18 protein-coding genes are annotated in these 19,735 nt (G+C 71.4%); 11 read left to right on the plus strand and 7 right to left on the minus strand.

Annotated elements, in window-relative coordinates:
- Positions 1 to 51: 51 nt before the first annotated feature.
- Complete coding sequence (locus NT132_RS10965) at positions 52 to 1,014, minus strand: SDR family NAD(P)-dependent oxidoreductase (RefSeq protein ID WP_297788552.1); 963 nt, start codon at positions 1,012 to 1,014, stop codon at positions 52 to 54.
- A 62-nt stretch (positions 1,015 to 1,076) separates the two neighbouring features.
- On the opposite strand from NT132_RS10965, the gene NT132_RS10970 reads away from it, so the two are divergent.
- Both NT132_RS10970 and NT132_RS10975 read left to right on the plus strand, forming a co-directional pair.
- Entirely contained in the window at positions 1,077 to 1,901 is an 825-nt protein-coding gene (locus NT132_RS10970) for an HAD-IIA family hydrolase (protein WP_297788554.1), read from the plus strand.
- Positions 1,901 to 2,473, plus strand: coding sequence for a YdeI family protein (locus NT132_RS10975; protein WP_297788557.1), 573 nt, complete (start codon positions 1,901 to 1,903; stop codon positions 2,471 to 2,473). Before NT132_RS10970 ends, NT132_RS10975 begins: the two co-directional genes overlap by 1 nt.
- Positions 2,474 to 2,486: 13 nt before the next feature.
- Here NT132_RS10975 and pyrE read toward each other — a convergent pair whose 3' ends face one another.
- Entirely contained in the window at positions 2,487 to 3,065 is a 579-nt protein-coding gene (gene pyrE, locus NT132_RS10980; RefSeq protein ID WP_297788560.1) for an orotate phosphoribosyltransferase, read from the minus strand.
- 165 nt (positions 3,066 to 3,230) lie between these two features.
- Between pyrE and NT132_RS10985 the strand changes: the two genes are divergently transcribed.
- Genes NT132_RS10985 through NT132_RS10995 form a run of 3 tightly spaced genes read left to right on the plus strand, consistent with a single transcriptional unit; the run spans position 3,231 to position 7,045 of the window.
- Positions 3,231 to 4,769: a Re/Si-specific NAD(P)(+) transhydrogenase subunit alpha gene (locus NT132_RS10985; RefSeq protein ID WP_297788562.1), complete on the plus strand. Its 1,539-nt coding sequence runs from the start codon at positions 3,231 to 3,233 to the stop codon at positions 4,767 to 4,769.
- The gene (gene pntB, locus NT132_RS10990) at positions 4,766 to 6,193 is read left to right on the plus strand and encodes a Re/Si-specific NAD(P)(+) transhydrogenase subunit beta (protein WP_297788565.1); all 1,428 of its coding nucleotides are present in this window, start codon (positions 4,766 to 4,768) and stop codon (positions 6,191 to 6,193) included. Before NT132_RS10985 ends, pntB begins: the two co-directional genes overlap by 4 nt.
- A 9-nt stretch (positions 6,194 to 6,202) precedes the next feature.
- Positions 6,203 to 7,045, plus strand: coding sequence for an exodeoxyribonuclease III (locus NT132_RS10995; protein ID WP_297788568.1), 843 nt, complete (start codon positions 6,203 to 6,205; stop codon positions 7,043 to 7,045).
- 213 nt (positions 7,046 to 7,258) lie between these two features.
- On the opposite strand, the gene NT132_RS11000 is transcribed toward NT132_RS10995, so the two are convergent.
- Positions 7,259 to 9,052 carry a glycoside hydrolase family 15 protein gene (locus tag NT132_RS11000; protein WP_297788571.1) on the minus strand — a complete coding sequence of 598 codons (1,794 nt, stop codon included), beginning with the start codon at positions 9,050 to 9,052 and terminating at the stop codon, positions 7,259 to 7,261.
- 38 nt (positions 9,053 to 9,090) lie between these two features.
- Between NT132_RS11000 and NT132_RS11005 the strand changes: the two genes are divergently transcribed.
- On the plus strand, positions 9,091 to 10,458 hold the full coding sequence (locus NT132_RS11005; RefSeq protein WP_297788574.1) for a glucose-6-phosphate dehydrogenase: 1,368 nt from the start codon (positions 9,091 to 9,093) through the stop codon (positions 10,456 to 10,458).
- Between the two features lie 3 nt (positions 10,459 to 10,461).
- Here the strand turns inward: NT132_RS11005 and rraA are convergent, their stop codons facing one another.
- The gene (rraA, locus tag NT132_RS11010; protein ID WP_297788576.1) at positions 10,462 to 10,929 is read right to left on the minus strand and encodes a ribonuclease E activity regulator RraA; all 468 of its coding nucleotides are present in this window, start codon (positions 10,927 to 10,929) and stop codon (positions 10,462 to 10,464) included.
- 162 nt (positions 10,930 to 11,091) lie between these two features.
- Here rraA and NT132_RS11015 point away from each other — a divergent pair, with 162 nt between their 5' ends.
- From NT132_RS11015 to NT132_RS11030, 4 genes are all read left to right on the plus strand, one after another.
- Complete coding sequence (locus NT132_RS11015; RefSeq protein ID WP_297788579.1) at positions 11,092 to 11,676, plus strand: nitroreductase family protein; 585 nt, start codon at positions 11,092 to 11,094, stop codon at positions 11,674 to 11,676.
- A gap of 162 nt (positions 11,677 to 11,838) precedes the next feature.
- Complete coding sequence (locus tag NT132_RS11020; protein WP_297788582.1) at positions 11,839 to 12,945, plus strand: 3-oxoacyl-[acyl-carrier-protein] synthase III C-terminal domain-containing protein; 1,107 nt, start codon at positions 11,839 to 11,841, stop codon at positions 12,943 to 12,945.
- Entirely contained in the window at positions 12,942 to 13,640 is a 699-nt protein-coding gene (locus tag NT132_RS11025) for a methyltransferase domain-containing protein (RefSeq protein ID WP_297788585.1), read from the plus strand. The genes NT132_RS11020 and NT132_RS11025 overlap by 4 nt, the downstream gene beginning before the upstream one ends.
- A complete protein-coding gene (locus NT132_RS11030) occupies positions 13,633 to 14,799 on the plus strand; it encodes an NAD(P)/FAD-dependent oxidoreductase (protein WP_297788588.1) in 1,167 nt (388 codons plus the stop codon). Before NT132_RS11025 ends, NT132_RS11030 begins: the two co-directional genes overlap by 8 nt.
- A gap of 213 nt (positions 14,800 to 15,012) precedes the next feature.
- Here the strand turns inward: NT132_RS11030 and NT132_RS11035 are convergent, their stop codons facing one another.
- The 3 genes from NT132_RS11035 to NT132_RS11045 form a co-directional block, all read right to left on the minus strand.
- Positions 15,013 to 15,867: a UbiA family prenyltransferase gene (locus NT132_RS11035; protein ID WP_297788591.1), complete on the minus strand. Its 855-nt coding sequence runs from the start codon at positions 15,865 to 15,867 to the stop codon at positions 15,013 to 15,015.
- A 154-nt stretch (positions 15,868 to 16,021) separates the two neighbouring features.
- Positions 16,022 to 18,235 (minus strand): AAA family ATPase, encoded by a 2,214-nt coding sequence (locus NT132_RS11040; protein ID WP_297788594.1) that lies wholly within the window; start codon positions 18,233 to 18,235, stop codon positions 16,022 to 16,024.
- Between the two features lie 171 nt (positions 18,236 to 18,406).
- Positions 18,407 to 19,378 carry a helix-turn-helix domain-containing protein gene (locus NT132_RS11045; protein ID WP_297788597.1) on the minus strand — a complete coding sequence of 324 codons (972 nt, stop codon included), beginning with the start codon at positions 19,376 to 19,378 and terminating at the stop codon, positions 18,407 to 18,409.
- 89 nt (positions 19,379 to 19,467) lie between these two features.
- On the opposite strand from NT132_RS11045, the gene NT132_RS11050 reads away from it, so the two are divergent.
- Entirely contained in the window at positions 19,468 to 19,734 is a 267-nt protein-coding gene (locus tag NT132_RS11050; RefSeq protein ID WP_297788600.1) for a hypothetical protein, read from the plus strand.
- The last annotated feature ends 1 nt before the right edge of the window (position 19,735 follow it).

The following is a 19,735-nucleotide window of genomic DNA, read 5'->3' on the forward strand; positions in this document are numbered from 1 at the left end:
CATCCGGCGGCTTCGCGCGGGGCACTGTCGTGAGCTTCGGGCGGCACGGGCTCAGCGGCGCGCGGCCTCGAACGGCCACCGCATCCGGGTGGTGTTCTCGCACACCACCCACAGCCGCTCGCCCACCGCGGGATCGCGGGTGATGCGCGACGGCGTCGCCCGGTGCGGGGACCCGTGCACGATCCGCTGCGGCCCCCACATCTCGCCGCCCTCGACGGACACGTCGGCGAGCGCGCGCACCAGCGACCAGGCGCCGTGCTCCTTCGACTGCGTCACGGGCGCCTGCAGGTTGTCGGCGAACCGTCCCAGCCGGCTCGGCTCGTTCACGCCATGGATGCCGGGGGTCCGGCCACTCGGGGAATACCCGGGGTGGGCGATCACGCTCTTGACCGGCACGCCCGCGGCGCGCAGGCGACGGTCGGCCTCCAGACCCACGGCGGTCGTCGCGATCTTGGACTGCACATACGCCCGCCACGCGGTGTAACCGGTAGTCAGCTGCGGATCGACCGGGTCCTTCGCCCACATCGACGTCGACATGCTGCCGAGCCACACCATCCGGCCCCGGGCCGCGGCGAGTGCCGTCAGCAGCGCACCCGCCAGCGCGAAGTGCCCGAGCACGTTCGTGGCGAAGACGAGTTCGTTGCCGTCGCGCGTCGTCTCCCGCTGCTTGGGCGCGTGCACGATGCCCGCGTTCAGGAGCAGCCCGTCGATCCGGCCGCGCTGGCGGGCGGTCGCGGCGGCTGCCCGCACCGAGCCGAGATTGCTCGTGTCCAGCAGCAGCGTCTCGACGGTGCCGATCGCGTGCCCGTGCTCGGCGGCGCGACCGAGCACGGCGGCGCGTGCGGCGGCCAGACGGTTCGGGCTCCGGCCCGTCATCACGACCGTCGCGCCGGCCCCGGCGAGCTGCTCGGACGCGAAGAACCCCAGGCCCGCGTTGGAGCCCGTGACGAGGTAGGTACGACCCCTCAGGTCGGGAAGGTGGCGCGGATCCCAGTCCGCCGCACGAGGGCTCACGCGTCGAGCCTAGACCTGCCGCATCCGTGTCCCGGCCGCCCCCGGAGCCTTAGGCTGAGGCCATGCGCACGCGCGACGACATCGAGTGCTGGCTGACCGACATGGACGGCGTGCTCGTGCACGAGAACCGCCCGATCCCGGGGGCCGCGGAACTCCTCGCGCAGTGGCGCGATAACGGCACCCCGTTCCTCGTGCTGACGAACAATCCGATCTTCACGCCGCGCGATCTGAGCGCACGGCTCGCCCGGTCGGGGCTCGACGTGCCGGAGGAGCGCATCTGGACCTCCGCCCTCGCGACCGCCGATTTTCTCGCCTCCCAGATGCCGGGGGCGACGGCGTTCGTCATCGGCGAGGCGGGGCTGACCACCGCGCTCCACGAGGCGGGGATCATCATGACCGAGACGCAGCCGGACTACGTCGTCGTGGGAGAGACCCGGCAGTACTCGTTCGAGGCCATCACGCAGGCGATTCGCTTCATCAACGACGGCGCGCGCTTCATCGTCACGAATCCGGACGCGACCGGGCCGACGCCGTACGGCGTGGTTCCCGCGACCGGATCGTTCGCCGCGATGATCACCCACGCAACGGGCAAGAAGCCGTATGTCGTCGGCAAGCCGAACCCGATGATGTTCCGCTCCGCGCTCAACCGCATCGGCGCGCACTCCGAGAACACCGGCATGATCGGCGACCGCATGGACACCGATGTGGTCGCCGGCATCGAGGCGGGCCTGCACACCGTCCTCGTGATGACGGGCATCAGCGACCCCGCCGAGATCGAGCGGTACCCGTTCCGTCCGGACGAGGTGCTCGACTCGGTGGCCGACCTCCTCGCCTCCGAGCCCCAGGAGTCGGAGCTGCCAGACTCCGATCCGACCCAGGGACTGTGATGGGAGCCCTCGACGACGGTGATCGCGTCGAGGCGCAGGACGCGGCCGCCTGGCGTGCCTGGCTGGCCGAGCATCATCTGACGTCGCGCGGCGCGTGGCTCGTGCGACCACGGCCAGGCTCGGGGCTCGACCTCGTCGGCTACGAGGAGGCGATCCTGCAGGCGCTGTGCTTCGGCTGGATCGACGGTCCCGTGCGCACCTTCGACGAGCTGCGCGCCGGACTGTGGTTCACGCCGCGGCGTGCCTCAAGTGGCTGGGCGGCGACGAACAAGGCCCGGGTCGCACAGCTCGAGCAGGCAGGCCTGCTCGAGGAGGCCGGTGTTCGCGCCATCCAGGCCGCCAAGGCGAACGGGTCGTGGAGCGTGCTCGACAACGCGGAGGCGCTGCGCGAGCCCGGCGACCTGGCGGCGGCCCTGGATGCGGTTCCCGTGGCCCGCGCGGCCTGGGATGCGTTCCCACCCTCCGCGCGCAAAGTCGGCATCGCGAACGTCGACACCGCGCGTCGCCCGGAGACCCGCGCGGCGCGGATCGTCCCCCTCGTCGCGAAGGCCGCGGACGGGCAGCGGCCGTGACCGACACGACGCCCTACTGCGGGGCGAGCCCTAGGTCATCGAGGTCGATCGCGGCGATCCACCGCAGTCCCTCGGCCTCGACGGCGGCCTGCGCACCGGTGCGACGATCGACGATCACCGCGACCGCGACCGGCTCGGCGCCCTCACGGCGAAGCGCCTCGACGGCCTTCAGCGCGGACTGCCCGGTGGTGGAGGTGTCCTCAACGACGACGACGCGCTTGCCCGCGACATCCGCTCCCTCGATCTGACGCCCACGACCGTGATCCTTGGGCTCCTTGCGCACGACGAACGCGTCGAGCGGGGTGCCCGCGTGCACCGACTCGTGCATGACCGCGTTGGCGATCGGGTCGGCGCCGAGGGTGAGGCCACCGACGGCCACGACGCCGTCGACATCACGGATCAGATCGAGCATGATGCGACCGATCGCGGGCGCCGCCCGATGGTCCAGCGTGAGCTTTCGCATATCGACGTAGTACGTCGCCTTCTTGCCACTGGAGAGCGTGAAGTCGCCGTGGAACACGGCCTCGTCCTTGATCAGGGCGATGAGGGCCTGGCGGTCGGCCTCGAGTTCGGGAGTGGATGCGGTGCTCACGCCACGAGTCTACGGACATCACACGTAGTCAAGAATCGCCGAAACTTCGCTGCCCCCGGGACGGAATTCCGCCGATAACCCCGCTCGGTGCGGATAGGTTCGTGCCACCCGCATCCGGCGCGTCGATGACGCACGCCCGGACACGCCCCGAGCACAGGAGCCCGTATGACGCTCATCGGCATCGTCGCCGAGCACCCCGGCGAGAATCGTGTGGCAGCGACCCCCGCGACCATCGTGAAGATCCGCGCCCTCGGTTACGAGGTCGCGGTGGAGTCCGGCGCCGGCACCGCCTCCTCGTTCCCCGACCATGCCTACCGCGACGCGGGCGCCGAGATCGTGGACACGGATGCGGCCTGGGGCGCGGACGTCGTCCTCACCGTCAGCGCCCCCACCCCGGACGACATCGCCCGGCTCCGTCGCGGCGCGCTGATCGTGGGCCTGCTCAGCCCTGCCTTCCGGACGGAGCTCCTGGAGGCGCTCGCGGCGCGCGGTGTCACGGCGCTCGCGATGGATGCGGTCCCCCGCATCTCGCGCGCGCAGTCGATGGACGTGCTCAGCTCGATGGCCAACATCTCCGGCTACCGCGCGGTCGTCGAGGCGGCGAACGAGTTCGGTCGTTTCTTCACCGGCCAGGTGACCGCCGCGGGGAAGATCCCGCCCGCCAAGGTGCTCGTCGCCGGCGCCGGTGTGGCCGGCCTCGCCGCGATCGGCGCCGCCTCGAGCCTCGGCGCCATCGTGCGCGCCACCGACCCGCGCCCCGAGGTCGCCGACCAGGTGCGTTCGATCGGCGGCGAGTACCTCGCCGTCGAGGTAGACGAGCAGATGGAGTCCGCCGACGGCTACGCCAAGGCCACGAGCGAGGCATACGACCGGCGCGCGGCGGAGATCTACTCCGAGCAGGCCGCGGACGTCGACATCGTCGTGACCACCGCACTCATCCCGGGTCGCGCCGCGCCGCGGCTGCTGACCGCCGCGGACGTCGCGCTGATGAAGCCCGGCAGCGTCATCGTGGATATGGCGGCGTCCCACGGCGGCAACGTCGAGGGCTCCGTCGCCGGCGAGCGCGTGGTCACAGACAACGGTGTGGTCATCCTCGGGTACACCGACCTCGCCGGGCGCCTCCCCACGCAGGCCTCCCAGCTCTACGGCACGAACGTGCTGAACCTGCTGAAGCTCCTCACCCCGGAGAAGGATGGGGTGCTCACCCTCGACTTCGACGACATCGTGCAGCGCTCGGTGACCGTGGTGCGCGAGGGCGAGATCACCTGGCCGCCACCGCCGGTGCAGGTCTCCGCCGCACCGCAGGCGACGCCCGTCGAGGCGGCGCCCGTGACCGCGAAAAAGACGATGTCCGCGCGCGCAAAACTCGGCCTCACCGCCGTCGGCATCGCCGCGCTGTTCGCGGTGTGCGCCGTCGCGCCCGCCCCGCTGCCGCAGCACTTCCTCGTGCTGGTGCTCTCGGTCATCATCGGCTTCTACGTCATCGGACACGTCGCACACGCCCTGCACACCCCGCTCATGAGCGTCACGAACGCGATCTCCGGCATCATCGTGGTCGGTGCGATCGTGCAGATCACCTCGGGGTCGCTGCTGGTACAGATCCTCGCCGCCGTGGCCGTGCTGCTGGCCTCCATCAACGTCTTCGGCGGCTTCGCCGTCACCCGGCGAATGCTCGCCATGTTCCAGAAGGACGGTCGCCGATGAGCGCGGCGCTGATCGGCGCGTCCGGCGCCGTCGCCGGGGCGGCGTACATCGTCGCGGCCCTGCTGTTCGTGCTGAGCCTCGCCGGGCTGAGCAAGCACGAGACCGCCCGCCGCGGCGTCGGTTTCGGCATCACGGGCATGACCATCGCGCTCGCCGCGACCGTGTGGGTGACCGTCACACAGGCATGGGGGTCCACATCCGCCACCGTGGGTCTCGTCCTGCTGCTGGTCGCGGTCGTCGGCGGCGCCGCAATCGGGCTGTGGCGGGCGCGATCGGTGGAGATGACCGGGATGCCGGAGCTCATCGCCCTGTTCCACTCCTTCGTGGGACTGGCCGCGGTGCTCGTCGGCTGGAACGGCGCGCTCGACGGGGAGGGCCTCCACGGCGCTCTTCGCGACATCCACCACGCCGAGGTGTTCATCGGCGTGTTCATCGGCGGCGTCACCTTCACCGGGTCGATCGTGGCCTACCTGAAGCTGTCGGCCAAGATCTCTTCGAAGCCCCTCATGCTGCCGGGCAAGAACGTCCTGAACGTCGGCGCGCTCGTGCTGTTCCTCGCGCTGACCGTCTGGTACGTCATCACGCCGGAACTGTGGCTGCTCATCGTCGTCACTCTCCTCGCTCTCGCGCTCGGCTGGCACCTGGTCGCCTCGATCGGCGGCGGCGACATGCCGGTGGTCGTCTCCATGCTCAACAGCTACTCCGGCTGGGCGGCGGCTGCCGCGGGCTTCCTGCTGAACAACGACCTGCTGATCGTCACCGGCGCTCTGGTCGGCTCGTCCGGTGCGTACCTGTCGTTCGTCATGTGCAAGGCGATGAACCGGTCGTTCCTCTCCGTGATCGCCGGCGGCTTCGGCATCGCCGCTCCCTCGGCGAGCGCAGACGCCGAGGGTGAACACCGGGAGACGGATGCCGAGCAGGTCGCGGAACTGCTGGCCGCCGCATCCTCCGTCGTCATCACCCCCGGCTACGGCATGGCGGTCGCGCAGGCGCAGTACCCGGTGGCGGAGCTCGCCAGCCAGCTGCGTGCGCGTGGTGTGGACGTGAAGTTCGGCATCCACCCGGTGGCCGGGCGCCTGCCCGGTCACATGAACGTGCTGCTGGCCGAGGCGAAGGTCCCCTACGACATCGTGCTGGAGATGGACGAGATCAACGACGACCTGGCATCGACCAGCGTCGTGCTGGTGATCGGGGCGAACGACACCGTCAACCCCGCGGCCTCCGAAGACCCGGGGAGCCCCATCGCGGGGATGCCGGTGCTGCGGGTGTGGGAGGCCGAGAACGTCGTCGTCTTCAAGCGCTCCATGGCCTCCGGGTACGCCGGTGTGCAGAATCCGCTGTTCTTCCGGGACAACGCGCAGATGCTGTTCGGTGACGCGAAGGATCGGGTGGAGGACATCCTGCGGGCCCTGGCCACCTCGTAGGCTGGGTTCATGCGGCTTGCCACCTGGAACGTCAACTCCATTCGCGCCCGGGTGGCGCGCACCGTCGAATTCTGCGTGCGGGAGAACGTCGACGTGCTCGCCATGCAGGAGATCAAGTGCAAGCCGGAGCAGTTCCCGTACGGGCCGTTCGAAGACGCCGGCTACCACGTCGTCGCGCACGGGCTGAATCAGTGGAACGGCGTCGCCCTCGCGAGCCGGGAGCCGATCGAGGACGTCGAAACCGCGTTTCCCGGCATGCCGGGATTCCTCAAGGGGCATGAAGGACCGGCCGCCCCGCAGGAGGCGCGGGCGCTCGGCGCCACGGTCGGCGGCGTGAAGGTGTGGAGCCTGTATGTGCCGAACGGCCGATCCCTGGACGACCCGCACTACGTCTACAAGCTCGACTGGCTCGGCGCCCTCGCCGACTACACCCGCTCGGCGCTGGCCGCGCAGCCCGATCTCGCCCTCGCACTGGTGGGCGACTTCAACATCGCCCCCACCGACGAGGACAACGGCGACCCGACCCTCGTCGAGGGCGTCTCGACGCACGTGTCGCCGCCGGAGCGCGCCGCGTTCCAGGCGCTCCTGGATGCGGGACTGTCGGATGCGGTGCGCCCGCTCGTCCCGGCCGGCTACACGTACTGGGACTACAAGCAGCTGCGCTTCCCCCGGAACCAGGGGCTGCGCATCGACTTCGTGCTCGGCTCGCACGCGTTCACGGACGCCGTGACCGGAGCCGCCATCCATCGGGACGAGCGCAAGGGCGAGATCCCCAGCGACCACGTGCCGGTGGTGGTCGACCTGGACCTCGAGGGTCCGGACGACGACGACATGCCGATGATCTTCGGCTGACGCCGAGCCTCAGTCCCGGTGCTCGCGCAGCATCCTCGTGCTCGCGTGGCACCCCGTGCTCGCGTGGCACCCCGTGCTCGCGTGGCACTCCGGGCGGGTTCCCGCATGCCGATCCCACCCCGACTGCCACCCGAAGCACGCGCGACGAGTCCCGCACGGCGCCTGAAGCCACCGCGCGGCTCCTGACGTCGCCCGGCATCCCCGCGAGGGGTGTCAGCGGCGGTGGGCGGCGCGGCCGGGGTGGCCGGCGAGGGCGTCGGCGGCACGCACCAGCGCCAGATGGGACAGCGCCTGCGGGGTGTTCCCCGCCTGACGCCCCGACACCGGGTCGTACTCCTCCGCGATGAGGCCGACGTCGTTCGCGGCGCGCCCCGCGAGCGCCATGAGCCGCGCGGCATCCTCGGGTCGGCCCATGCTGGCGTACTGCTCCACCAGCCAGAACGAGCAGGCGATGAACGCGTTCTCGCCACCGGCGAGACCGTCGACCCCGGTCGACGACCGGTAGCGGGTGACGAGGCCCGACTCCATCAGGGTGTCCTCGATCCGGGCGACGGTCGCCACCATCCGCGGGTCATCCGGCGCGCAAAATCCCACCTGCGGCAACAGCAGCAGCGACGCGTCCACCTCGTCCGTCTCATAGTGCTGGGTGAAGTAGCCGCCCTCTGCGTGCACACCGCGCTCGTGGATCTCGGCGGAGAGCCGGGCCCGCAGCGTCCGCCATTTCTCCGCCGGGCCGTCGAGTCCCCAGCGCTCCACCGCCCGCACACCGCGATCGAACGCGGCCCACATCATCGCGCGGGACTGCGTGAACATCCGCCGCGGCCCCCGCACCTCCCAGATGCCGTTGTCGGGCTGGTCCATGCCGGCCTCGACGCGATCGAGGAGGGCACGCTGCAGCGGCCACGAGAAGTCGTCCTCTTCGAGACCGGCGAGGCGGGCGGCCTCCAGCGCCACCATGACCTCGCCGATCACGTCGCCCTGGTACTGATCGACCGCGCCGTTGCCGATCCGCACCGGCGAGGCTCCCTGATACCCGGGGAGGCTCGTGAGCTCGCGTTCGGCGAGGTCGCGTTCCCCGGCGAGCCCGTACATGATCTGCATCTGCGAGGGCTTGCCCGCAACGGCCCGCAGCAGCCACATCCGCCAGCGCTCCGCGACCGAGAGGAACCCGTGGTCGACGAGCGCCTCCAGGGTGAGGGCGGCGTCGCGCAGCCAGACGTAGCGGTAGTCCCAGTTGCGAGCGCCACCGAACTGCTCCGGCAGCGACGTGGTCGCGGCCGCCACGATGCCGCCGGTGTCTTCGTGCGACAGGGCGCGCAGCACCAGCAGCGACCGGGTCACCTGCTCGTGGTGAGGGCCTTGGTAGGCGATCGTCGTCGCCCACTGTCGCCACCAGTCCCGGGTCTCGGTGAGCGCGGTGGCCACGTCGAGGGGGCGCGGTTCGCGGCGGTAGGACCGGTACCAGGTCGCCGTCAGATCCTCGGTGCCACCGGCGGCCACCGTGACGACGCCGCGGTGCGCGTGATCGTTGGACACGAGCGCGATGCCGCGGATCACGAGCGTGTCCGGCCCCGCGGTCGCCTGGAGCGCCGGGGTGGCGCCATCGCCGGTCTGCCGCACCCACGGGATGGCGCGGGCGTAGTCGAACCGCATCCGGAGCTCGGTGGCGAACTCCACCTCGCCCGAGACCCCCACGATGCGGCGGGCGATGTCGACCCGATCCCCGTCGGTGGGCATGAAGTCGAAGACCTCCGCGACGCCGGATGCGGTCTGCCAGCGCGTCACGAGGATCATGGTGTCGCCGTCGTAGCGGCGCGTGGCGACGGCCCCCGGATCGGTGGGGACGAGGCGCCAGCAGCCGTGCTCCTCGGTGCCGAGGAGGGCGCCGAACAGGGACGGGGAGTCGTAGCGCGGTGCGCAGAACCAATCGATGCTGCCGTCGCGGGACACCAGCGCCGCGGTCCGGCAGTTGCTGATGATGGCATAGTCCTCGATGGCTGCGGTCACGGCTCGATTCTGCCCTGCCGGGCACTAACGTGAGGACGGTGACGGACGCGACGACGCTGATCATCCTCGGTGCCACGGGAGATCTCACCTCCCGCCTGCTCCTGCCCGCCCTCGCGCAGCTGCTCGATGATGAGCCCAAGCGCCACCTGAACCTGGTGGGCGCGGGCGTCGGAGAGCTATCGGACACCGCCTGGCGCACCCGCATCCGCACGGCGTTCGGCTCCGACGCGTCGGAGCACGCGCTGTCGGTGGCGAAGGCCGCCGTCTACCGGCAGCTCGACATCACCAAGGCCGCCGAGCTGAGGGCGTTGCTCGCGGAGCACGACGGACGCAGCATCCTGTACTTCGCCGTGCCGCCCGCCGTGGCGCAGGCGGCGTGCGAGGCACTGTCACCCGACGACCTGCCCGAGGGCACGATCCTCGCGATGGAGAAGCCGTTCGCCGCCGACGAGGCGAGCGCCCGCGCGCTCAACCGGACGCTGCGTCACCTCGTGCCGGAGAACCAGATCTTCCGCGTCGACCACTTCCTCGGCCGTTCGATGGTGCTGAACCTGCTGGGCGTGCGCTTCGCGAACCGGGTGCTGGAGCCGGTGTGGGGCGCCGAACACATCGAGTCCGTCCTCATCCGATACGACGAGACCCTGGGCCTCGAAGACCGCGCGGGGTACTACGACCAGGCCGGGGCCCTCCGCGACATGATCCAGAGCCACCTGCTGCAGGTGCTGGCGATCGTCGCCATGGAGCCGCCCGCGAGCCTGCACGAGGTCGACCTGCGAGACGCGACCTCGGCGGCGTTGCGTGCCACGACCGTCTGGGACGACAACCCGGTGCACTCCTCCCGGCGGGCGCGCTACACCGAGGGTCGCGCCGGTGGTGAGGAGATGCCCGCCTACACGGACGAGCCGGGGGTCGACCCGGAGCGGCACACCGAGACACTGGCCGAGGTGACGTTCGACGTCCGCACGGCCCGCTGGACCGGGGTGCCGTTCACGCTGCGGTCAGGCAAGGGCGTGGGCTCGGCGACGCACGAGATCGTGCTCACATTCCGTCCGGTGCGGCACCTGCCGGACGGGTTCAGCGGCCAGGCGCTCGGATCGGTGCTGCGGTTCTCGCTCGGCCCGGACGAGATGTCGCTCGAACTGAACGTCAACGGCGCCGAGGACCCGTTCGCGCTGTCGCGGGCGACGCTGTCGACCGCCCTCGGCACCGGGGCGCTCCGGGCCTACGCCGACGTGCTCGCCAACATCCTCGACGGCGACGCCGCCCTGTCGGTACGTGGGGATGCGGCCGAGCAATGCTGGCGCATCGTGCAGCCGGTGCTGGACGCGTGGCATCGGGGCGATGTTCCGCTCGACGAATACTCCGCCGGCACCGCCGGCCCGGCATCCTGGCCCTCGCTGCCGTAGGCGTCAGCGCTCGACGAGGATCCCGTCCGCATCCGCCCACACGTGGCGGCCGGGAGTGAAGGTGACCCCGGCGATCTGCACTGGCACGTCGACCTCGCCGACACCGTCCTTGGCGCTCTTGCGCGGGTTGGAGCCGAGCGCTTTGACCCCGAGGGGGAGCCGACCGATCGCCTCGCGGTCCCGGATCGCGCCGTGCACGATGATCCCGGCCCAGCCGTTGTCGACGGCGGATGCCGCGATGAGATCTCCCACCAGGGCGGACTCCAGCGACCCCGCGCCGTCGACGACGAGCACCGCGCCGTCGCCGGGCGTCGCGAGCACCGCCTTCACGAGCGCGTTGTCGCGGTGGCACCGCACGGTGCGGATCGGACCGTCGAAGGCCACCCGGCCGCCGATGTCGTGGAGCTGCAGCGCGAGCGAGTCGAGCGCGTCGCCGCGGTCGTCGTAGAGGTCTGCCGTCGCGATCGTCATGCAGCCACCGTAGCGACCGGATGCGGCAACGCACCGGGTCCGCACCCGTGAAGTTCGCCAGTCCTTCTGCCGGACGGATCCTTCTGTGCGTTGCGCGCGATACCGTGGAAGGGAAGGCGGGCCGACGGTGTCTCGTACATCTCTCGCATCACCTGGAGTCCCATGTCTTTCGTCGTCACGAACCCTGCCCAGACCGACGTCCCCGTTCTCGACGTCTTCGCCCAGCGCTGGTCGACCCGCATCTTCGACGCCACGGCGCCCCTCGATGAGGAGGCGTTCGCCAGCGCCCTCGAGGCCGCCCGCTGGGCGCCCTCGGCCAGCAACACCCAGCCGTGGCGGCTCATCGTCGCCCGCCGGGGCACCGAGACGCACGCCAAGGTCTTCGAGGCGCTGATGGGCTTCAACCAGGCCTGGGCCGGCGACGCCTCCGCCCTCGTCGTCTTCATCGCCGACACCCTCCGCGAGGACGGCGAGCCGCTGCCGTGGGCCGTGTACGACACCGGCCAGGCCGCGGCGTTCTTCACCGTGCAAGCGCACGCGGGTGGTCTCGCCACCCACCAGATGGGCGGCTTCCACCGGGACCAGATCTCCGAGTCGTTCGGCCTCGACGCCCGCCTGCAGCCCCTTGCCGTGATGGCTGTCGGGCACCTCGGCGACCCGGCCGGCGCCAGCGAGCAGATCCGCGAGCGCGAGGCCACTCCGCGGACCCGTCGCCCGCTGGCCGAGACGCTTCTCACCGACGACTGACCCACCCCTTTCTCACCCAGCCACCCCTGTCCGCACCGTCCGGATAGGGGTGGCTCGTCGTGAGCGGGGTGGGTCGGCGCGGCGCGAGCGCGACACTGTAGGGCGCTGCGCCGCGGACCACCAGCCCGGCCCCGCAGACCCGCGGCGGACGTACGGTGAAGCATGATCGCGCCCCCCGTCACGCCCAGCATCGTGGCGATCGGCACCGCCGTGCCGTCGACCCGCCTCCGCCAGGACGACGTCCGGGACCTCTTTGCCGCACAGCCCGGCCTCGACCGCCGGAGCCAGCGGCTCATCCACGCGGCGTTCAACGCCGCCGACATCGCCCACCGCCACACCGTCCTGCGGGGGCTCGTCGATCCCGACGAGCCCGAGGCGCTGCGGGTGCGGGATGCGGACGGGACGCTGCTGTCGCCCTCGACCGCTGCCCGCAGTGCCGAGTACCGCCGCCTCGTCCCGGCGCTTTTCGCCGAGGCGGCGACGCGTGCACTCCACGACGCCGAGGTGGCACCGGATGCGGTCACCCACGTGATCACGGTCTCGTGCACGGGCGTGTTCGCCCCCGGTCCCGACGTCCTCCTCGTCCGCGACTTGGGCCTTCGCACCACGGTGGAGCGCTACCACCACGGCTTCGTCGGCTGCGCGGCCGCGCTCCCCGCCCTCCGCGCCGCGCACCGGCTCGTCCTCGCACAACCGGACGCGGTGGTCCTGGTGGTGTGCGCGGAACTGTGCTCGCTGCACATCCACACCTCCGATGATCCGCAGCAGATCGTCGCCGCATCCGTCTTCGCCGACGGCGCCGCGGCGGCCGTTGTCCGGGCGGGCACGCCGGGGCACGCGCGGCTGGAGCTCGGCGACTTCGCCACCGCGCTCGTCCCGGACGGGGAGGACGACATGACGTGGACCGTCGGCGACGACGGCTTCCGGATGGTGCTCACCGCCGAGGTGCCGCGGATCGTCGGCCGGGAGGTGCGGGCGGCGGCAGGGCATCTCCTGGATGCGGACGCGTGGGCCGTGCACCCCGGCGGCCGCAGCATCCTCGACCGGGTCGCGGCGGGTCTCGGCCTCGACGAGACCGCGATGACGCCGTCACGACGCGTGCTCCGCGACTACGGAAACATGTCGAGCGCCACGGTGCTGTTCATCCTCCGCGACCTGCTGCACGACCCGGAGCTGGCGGACGGGGCGAGCATCGGCACGCTCGCCTTCGGCCCCGGGCTTACCGTCGAATCCGCGCGGCTGCGGCGCCGCACCGCGGAGGGTGCATGAACCTCCGGGAGCGGGAGCGGTCGCTGCCGGAGCTCATGGACGACCCCGACTGCGACCCGGTGCGGCTCGCCCGCACCCTCCGCCGGTTCGGCGCCGTGAACCGGCTGATCTCCGGCTGGGGCACGGTCTACCGCGACCGGGTGCGCCCGGCGTTGCAGCGACTCGGCCACCCGGCACGGGTGCTCGACCTCGGATGCGGCGGCGGCGATCTCCTGGCGCGGCTTGCCGCCCTCGCGCGAGCCGATGGGATCGAGGCGGAGTGGGTGGGCGCCGACCCGGATCCGCGGGCGCTGCCGGTGGCGCGCCGGCGCGCCGGTGACGGGGTGAGGTTCGTGCAGGCGGACTCCACCGCACTGCTGCGGGGCGGCGAACGCTTCGACCTCGTCGTGTCGAACCATGTGCTGCATCATCTGACGCCGGCGGAACTGGAACAGTTCGCCGCGGACTCGCTGCGACTCTCGAGCGGCCCCGTGCTGCACGCCGACATCGCCCGCGACGTGCGGGCCTACGGCCTCTACGCGGTCGGGATCACCCCGTTCGCCCCGGGGACGTTCCTGCGCACGGACGGGCTGCGCTCGATCCGCCGCAGCTACCGCGCCGGTGAGCTCGGCGCCGCGCTCGCCTCGACCGGCACCTGGGAGATCGCGCGCCCGGTACCGTTCCGGCTGCTCGCGGTGGGCCAGGGCGATGGTTGAGCCGGTGCGGCCCGGCGCCGCCGCATCCCTGCCGGATACCGCGGAGGTCGTCATTGTCGGGGCGGGTCCGGTCGGGCTGCTCCTCGCGGCCGAACTCACGCGGCGCGGCGTCGATCCGCTCCTGCTGGAACGCCGCAGCAGCGTCGGCGGGGGCACCCGCGCCATCGGGGTGCACGCGCCGGTGCTCGCCGCACTCGAACCGTCCGGCATCACGGACCGGCTGCTCGCGACGGCCACGCGCGTCTCCCGGGGGGAGGCGCGATCCCGGGCGGGACTGCTCGGAACCGTGCGGTTCGACCGACTCGACCGGCGGTTCCCGTTCGTCGCCACCCTCGCGCAGGCCGACACCGAGGCCGCGATCGGCGGCCCCGGCGTCCACCGCGGCACCGGGGTCCAGCGGGTGGAGCCGGAGGGCGGACGGATGCGGGTGCGCACCACCGGCGGCGACGTGCGTGCCCGCATCGTGGTCGTCGCCGGAGGTGCCGCCGGGCGAGAGCTGGCGTACCGAAAGGGCGCGGTCCGGGTGCGAGCCTACGCCGATCGCTACCTCATGACCGATGTCGCCGTCGACACCGCGAAGCATCCGGTCGCAATCGTCCATCTCGACCGGCCCGGCGTGCTGGAGTCGTTCCCGCTGCCCGGCGGCCGTCGGCGCTTCGTCGCGTGGGATCCTGTGCCGGACGATCACGACCCCGCCCACCAGCGGGAGCGGCTGCAGGCCGCGCTCGTCGCACACGGACTCGACGCGGCCGCCGCGCAGGTCACGGCCGCGACCGGCTTCCGAGTGCGGCGGGCGGTCGCCCCGCGGCTGCGCCGCGACCGACTCTTCGTCATCGGCGACGCAGCGCACGAGGTGAGCCCCATCGGCGGGCAGGGCATGAACCTGGGCCTCCTCGACGCCGTGACCCTCGCGCCGCTGCTGACGCAGTGGCTGAGGCAGGGCGAGCCGCCCACCGACGCGCTCGATCACTGGGAGCGTCGACGGGTGGCCTCGGCCCGCACGTCGGCCACCATCGCGACCCTGAACACCGCGCTCGGGCGCCCCCTCGCACCGACCGCGGATGCGGCGCGGCAGCGACTCCTCCGCATCCTGCTCGCGCCCCCGACCGGCCGCCTGCTTGCCCACGCCTACGCAATGGGCTTCGACCGCGACGCCTGAGTCGACCCTCGTCCCGGCCGCAGCTCGTTCACAACTCCGGACATTCGTGCGGCGGCGCCCCGGCAGCCCCCGGGGGCACCGCGAACGGTCCTGAGCTGTGAACCGGGCCCGGCTCAGGTGCGGGAGTGTCGGAATTCAGGCTGTGGTGCGCGGAACGCGGCGCATTCCGCCGGAATCACCCGCTCAGCCTGAATTCCGACACGACGCGGCGGCTCACCCGGTCAATCCCGCCCCGGTGGTCACGAGCTGCACGGCAAGGAGCAGGGCGGCGAGCATCACGAGGCGGAACACGACTCGCCCGGGCGACCCGCGCAGCACGAGGACCGCCGCCAGCACCGCTGCGGCCACCACCGCGGCGAAGAAGACCCAGGAGAGGACGCTGATCGCGGCGATGTCTCCGTCCGCCGAGCCCAGGAGCACGGCGACGGCTCCACCGACGACGGCCAGCGCCGCGAGCGCCGCCGACGGGCGCGCACCCAGCCGGTGCGGCAACCCGCGGATGCCGGTGCGCCGGTCGTCGTCGAGGTCGGGCAGCACATTCGTGAGGTGCACGGCCCCGCCGAGCACGGCTCCGGCAAGCGTCGCCCACCACGCCGCCGGCGCCGGCACGTGAGCGGAGAGGGTCGCGAGCGACGGAAACAGCCCGAAGCTCAGCAGGAACGGGGCGAGGGAGAACACGGTGGCCTTCAGCCCGGCGTTGTAGGACCACGCCGAGGCCAGCAGCACGGCGTGGGCGAGCAGCATCCAGCCGCCGAGGATCGCGCTCAGCGCGAGGGCCACCACCAGGGTCGTGACAGCCGCAATCCAGGCGGTCCGGATGCGGGCGGCGCCGCGGGCGAGCGGCTTGTCGGTGCGGCCCACCTGCCGGTCGCGCTTCGCGTCGATCGCATCGTTGGAGAGGCCGATCGACAGCTGCCCCGCGAACACGGACAGCGTCAGGAGCACGAGCCGGGCCGCATCCAGTCCCGCCGCGAGACCCAGCGCGAACGACAGCACGGTGACGACCACGGTGGGACCCGGATGCGACGAGGCCCACAGCGCGCGGAGGGCGGCGAGAGCGGAGCGCATGCCCCGACGCTACCGCCGCCGCATCCGGATGCTGGCGGCTCTTCCCTTCGCCGACCCACCCCCCTATACGCGACCCACCCCTCTCCGTGCTGGACGGAAAGGGGTGGGTCGGCGGGACGGGGGTGGGTCGGCGTGACAACCGGAGCCGCGGGGGTCAGTCGTCGAGGAGCTCGGCCTCGATCACGTCGTCTTCGTCCTCGTCGCGCGAAGAAGGAGCACCGGCAGGACCCTCGCTGGTGAGCACCAGCTGCGACCCGTCGGCGGCGACGTCCACACGGACCGTGTCGCCGTCGCGCACCCCGCCGGAGAGGATCGCCATGGCGAGGCGGTCCTGGATCTCCGACTGGATGAGGCGGCGCAGCGGCCGCGCCCCGAAGAGCGGGTCGTACCCGCGCTCGGCCAGCCAGGCCCGCGCATCGGGGGTGACGGCGAGCATGAGGCGACGGTCGCGGAGACGGCGCTGCAGTGCGTCCACCGAGAGCTCCACGATCTGCGCGAGGTCGTCCTGCGACAGCGCCTCGAACATGACGGTGTCGTCGAGCCGGTTGAGGAACTCGGGACGGAACGCCTGCCGGAGGAGCGCCTGCACCTGGATCCGCTTCTCTTCGAGGGAGAGCGTCGGATCGATGAGGATCGGCGAGCCCAGGTTCGAGGTGAGGATGAGGATGACGTTGCGGAAGTCGACCGTCCGGCCCTGGCCGTCGGTCAGGCGCCCGTCGTCCATGACCTGCAGCAGCACGTCGAACACCTCGGGGTGCGCCTTCTCCACCTCGTCAAGCAGCACGACCGAGTACGGCCGGCGCCGCACGGCCTCCGTCAGCTGGCCACCCTGCTCGTACCCGACGTATCCGGGAGGAGCGCCGACCAGGCGCGAGACCGAGTGCTTCTCGCCGTACTCCGACATGTCGATGCGCACCATGGCGTGCTCGTCGTCGAAGAGGAATTCGGCGAGCGCCTTGGCGAGCTCGGTCTTGCCGACACCAGTGGGACCGAGGAACAGGAACGAGCCGGTGGGCCGGTTCGGGTCGCTGATGCCGGCGCGAGAGCGGCGGACCGCATCCGAGACCGCCTTGACAGCTTCCTTCTGGCCGATGATCCGCTTGCCGAGCTCCGCCTCGAGGTGCACGAGCTTCTCGGTCTCGCCCTGCAGCAGGCGCCCCACCGGGATGCCGGTCCACATCGCGATGACCGATGCGATGTCCTCGTCGGTGACCTGGTCGCCGACCATGCGGTCATCGCTGGACTCGGCCTTCTCGGCCACGCCCAGCTCGCGCTCGAGGGCCGGGATCTCGGCGTAGAGCAGTCGCGACGCCTTCTCGAGGTTGCCCTCTCGCTGCGCCCGCTCCGCCTCGACGCGCGCCGAGTCGAGGCGCGTCTTCAGCTCACCGACGCGGTTCAGCGAGGATCGCTCTTGCTCCCACCGCGTCTGCAGCTCGGCGAGCTTGGCTTCCTCGGCGGCAAGGTCGGTGCGCAGCTTCGCCAGCCGCTCCTGCGAGGCGGGGTCCTTCTCCTTCTTCAGCGCGAGCTCTTCCAGCTTCAGGCGGTCGACGTGACGACGCAGCTCGTCGATCTCGAGCGGCGCGGAGTCGATCTCCATGCGCAGGCGCGACGCGGCCTCGTCGATCAGGTCGATGGCCTTGTCGGGCAGCTGCCGCGACGGGATGTACCGGTTCGACAGGGATGCGGCGGCCACCAGCGCACCGTCGGCGATGGCGACCTTGTGGTGGGCCTCGTACCTTTCCTTGAGCCCGCGGAGGATCGCGATGGTGTCCTCCACGCTCGGCTCGCCGACGTACACCTGCTGGAAGCGGCGTTCCAGCGCCGCATCCTTCTCGATGAACTCGCGGTACTCGTCGAGGGTGGTCGCGCCGATCAGCCGCAGCTCACCGCGCGCGAGCATGGGCTTGAGCATGTTGGATGCGGCGACGGATCCTTCGCCGCCACCGGCCCCCATGAGCACGTGCAGCTCATCGATGAACGTGATGATCTGGCCGTCGGACTCGGTGATCTCCTTGAGGACGCTCTTCAGCCGCTCCTCGAACTGACCGCGGTACATGGCGCCCGCGACGAGCGCGGAGATGTCGAGGGAGACGAGCTCCTTGTCCTTCAGCGACTCGGCGACGTCGCCCGCGACGATGCGCTGGGCGAGACCTTCGACGACGGCGGTCTTGCCGACGCCGGGCTCACCGATGAGCACGGGGTTGTTCTTGGTACGACGGGTCAGCACCTGGCTGACGCGACGGATTTCGCTGTCCCGACCGATGACGGGGTCGAGCTTGCCCTGCCGCGCGCGTTCGGTGAGGTTGATGCCGAACTGCTCGAGGGCGCTCCGCGCGTCCTCCTGACCGGGCTGCTGCGTGGCGTTCATTCGCTCTCCTGTTTCCGTGGACGTATTAACTTGAGTCTTGTTGACTCAAGTTTACCAGGGCGGAGGCATTTCCGCGAGAGGGGTTCTGTGCCCCGAGGGGTGGGAAAACCCCCGCGTCTCGCGGCCAGAACCCGTCTCGCGGCCAGAGTGCGTCTTGCGGGAGAGCGCGGCTCAGGCGGCGGATGCGGATGCGGGGACGCAGGCGAAGCGGGCGCGGTACGCGGTGGGCGTCGTGTCGAGCGTCCGCGCGAAGTTCTGGCGCAGCACCGCGGCCGACCCGAACCCGCACTCGTCGGCGATCCGATCGAGGCCGAGGTCCGTCTGCTCGAGCAGCCGCTGCGCGTGGAGCACACGCTGCCGGTTCAGCCACGCGGCGGGCGTCGTGCCCATGTCCGCGCGGAACCGCCGGGCGAACGTCCGCGGCGACATGTGCGCGCGGGCGGCGAGCTGCTCGACCGTGAGGTCACGGCGCAGGTTCTGCAGCATCCAGTCGGTCACGGGGGCGAGCGAGAGCGAGGCCGCCTCGGGGATGGGCTTGGCGATGAACTGCGCCTGGCCGCCGTCGCGCTGCGGGGCGACGACCATACGTCGCGCCACGATGTTCGCGGCCTCGGCACCGATCTCCTGACGCAGCAGATGCAGGCAGGCGTCGAGCCCGGCCGCGGTGCCCGCGCTCGTGATGATCTTGCCGTCCTGCACGTAGAGGACGTCCGGGTCGACGGTGACCTCCGGGTACATCCGCGCCATCGTGTCCGCGTAGCGCCAGTGGGTGGTGGCGCTCCGCCCGTCGAGCACCCCGGCGGCGGCGAGGACGAACGAACCGCTGCAGACGCTGAGGAGCCAGGCGTTGCGCTCCGCCGCGCGCCGCACGACACCGGCGATACGGGTGTCGATCTGACGCCACTGCTCCTTCTGCACCGGGGTCACGACGACGAGATCGGCATCCTCCGCGGCGGAGAGGTCGCGGTCGACCGTGATCGAGAAGCCGAGGTTCGACGGCACGAGGCCGGGCTCCGCCGCGCAGATGCGGAAGTCGAAGTTCGGAATGCCGTCGTCGCTGCGATCCAGGCCGAACGCCTCACAGGCGAGGCCGAACTCGAACGGGGCGAAACCGGGCTGCACGATGACGGCGACGCTGTGCACGGGGACCTCCAGGCATGTGGCAGATATCGGATGCTTCATGTCCATCCTGCCACTCGTGGCGAGTTTCCGCCATTCGTAGTGTTTCTGCCATGATCACTCTTCTCAGCATCCTCGGCATCCTCGCCCTCCTCGGTATCGTCGCCACCCTCGCCGCCGTCCTGAACGACGGCTACCGCCCGCTCCCCACCGAGTGGACGCGCGTCCGCGAACGCGGTAACGCCGTCGCCGCCGACACAACTCCGCAAGAGCTGCCCCCGGCACCGCCGGAGACCGCATCCAGCCACCCGGCCGGAGGAGTGGTGTCCCGCCGCCGCGCCAGCCGGCGCACCGCTCGCGCGCGTCTCCAGACCCGATGAC

The organism is Microbacterium sp. (genome assembly GCF_026393345.1).
Classification (GTDB): Bacteria; Actinomycetota; Actinomycetes; order Actinomycetales; family Microbacteriaceae; genus Microbacterium.

Bases quoted from the DNA above. Each gene is read 5' to 3' on its own strand.
- NT132_RS11020 (WP_297788582.1), top strand. From the start codon at position 11,839: ATGATCGCGCCCCCCGTCACGCCCAGCATCGTGGCGATCGGCACCGCC.
- NT132_RS11035 (WP_297788591.1), bottom strand. From the start codon at position 15,867: ATGCGCTCCGCTCTCGCCGCCCTCCGCGCGCTGTGGGCCTCGTCGCAT.
- pntB (WP_297788565.1), top strand. From the start codon at position 4,766: ATGAGCGCGGCGCTGATCGGCGCGTCCGGCGCCGTCGCCGGGGCGGCG.
- NT132_RS10975 (WP_297788557.1), top strand. From the start codon at position 1,901: ATGGGAGCCCTCGACGACGGTGATCGCGTCGAGGCGCAGGACGCGGCC.
- NT132_RS11030 (WP_297788588.1), top strand. From the start codon at position 13,633: ATGGTTGAGCCGGTGCGGCCCGGCGCCGCCGCATCCCTGCCGGATACC.
- NT132_RS10995 (WP_297788568.1), top strand. From the start codon at position 6,203: ATGCGGCTTGCCACCTGGAACGTCAACTCCATTCGCGCCCGGGTGGCG.
- NT132_RS11040 (WP_297788594.1), bottom strand. From the start codon at position 18,235: ATGAACGCCACGCAGCAGCCCGGTCAGGAGGACGCGCGGAGCGCCCTC.
- rraA (WP_297788576.1), bottom strand. From the start codon at position 10,929: ATGACGATCGCGACGGCAGACCTCTACGACGACCGCGGCGACGCGCTC.
- NT132_RS10970 (WP_297788554.1), top strand. From the start codon at position 1,077: ATGCGCACGCGCGACGACATCGAGTGCTGGCTGACCGACATGGACGGC.
- NT132_RS11025 (WP_297788585.1), top strand. From the start codon at position 12,942: ATGAACCTCCGGGAGCGGGAGCGGTCGCTGCCGGAGCTCATGGACGAC.
- NT132_RS11015 (WP_297788579.1), top strand. From the start codon at position 11,092: ATGTCTTTCGTCGTCACGAACCCTGCCCAGACCGACGTCCCCGTTCTC.
- NT132_RS11050 (WP_297788600.1), top strand. From the start codon at position 19,468: ATGATCACTCTTCTCAGCATCCTCGGCATCCTCGCCCTCCTCGGTATC.
- NT132_RS10985 (WP_297788562.1), top strand. From the start codon at position 3,231: ATGACGCTCATCGGCATCGTCGCCGAGCACCCCGGCGAGAATCGTGTG.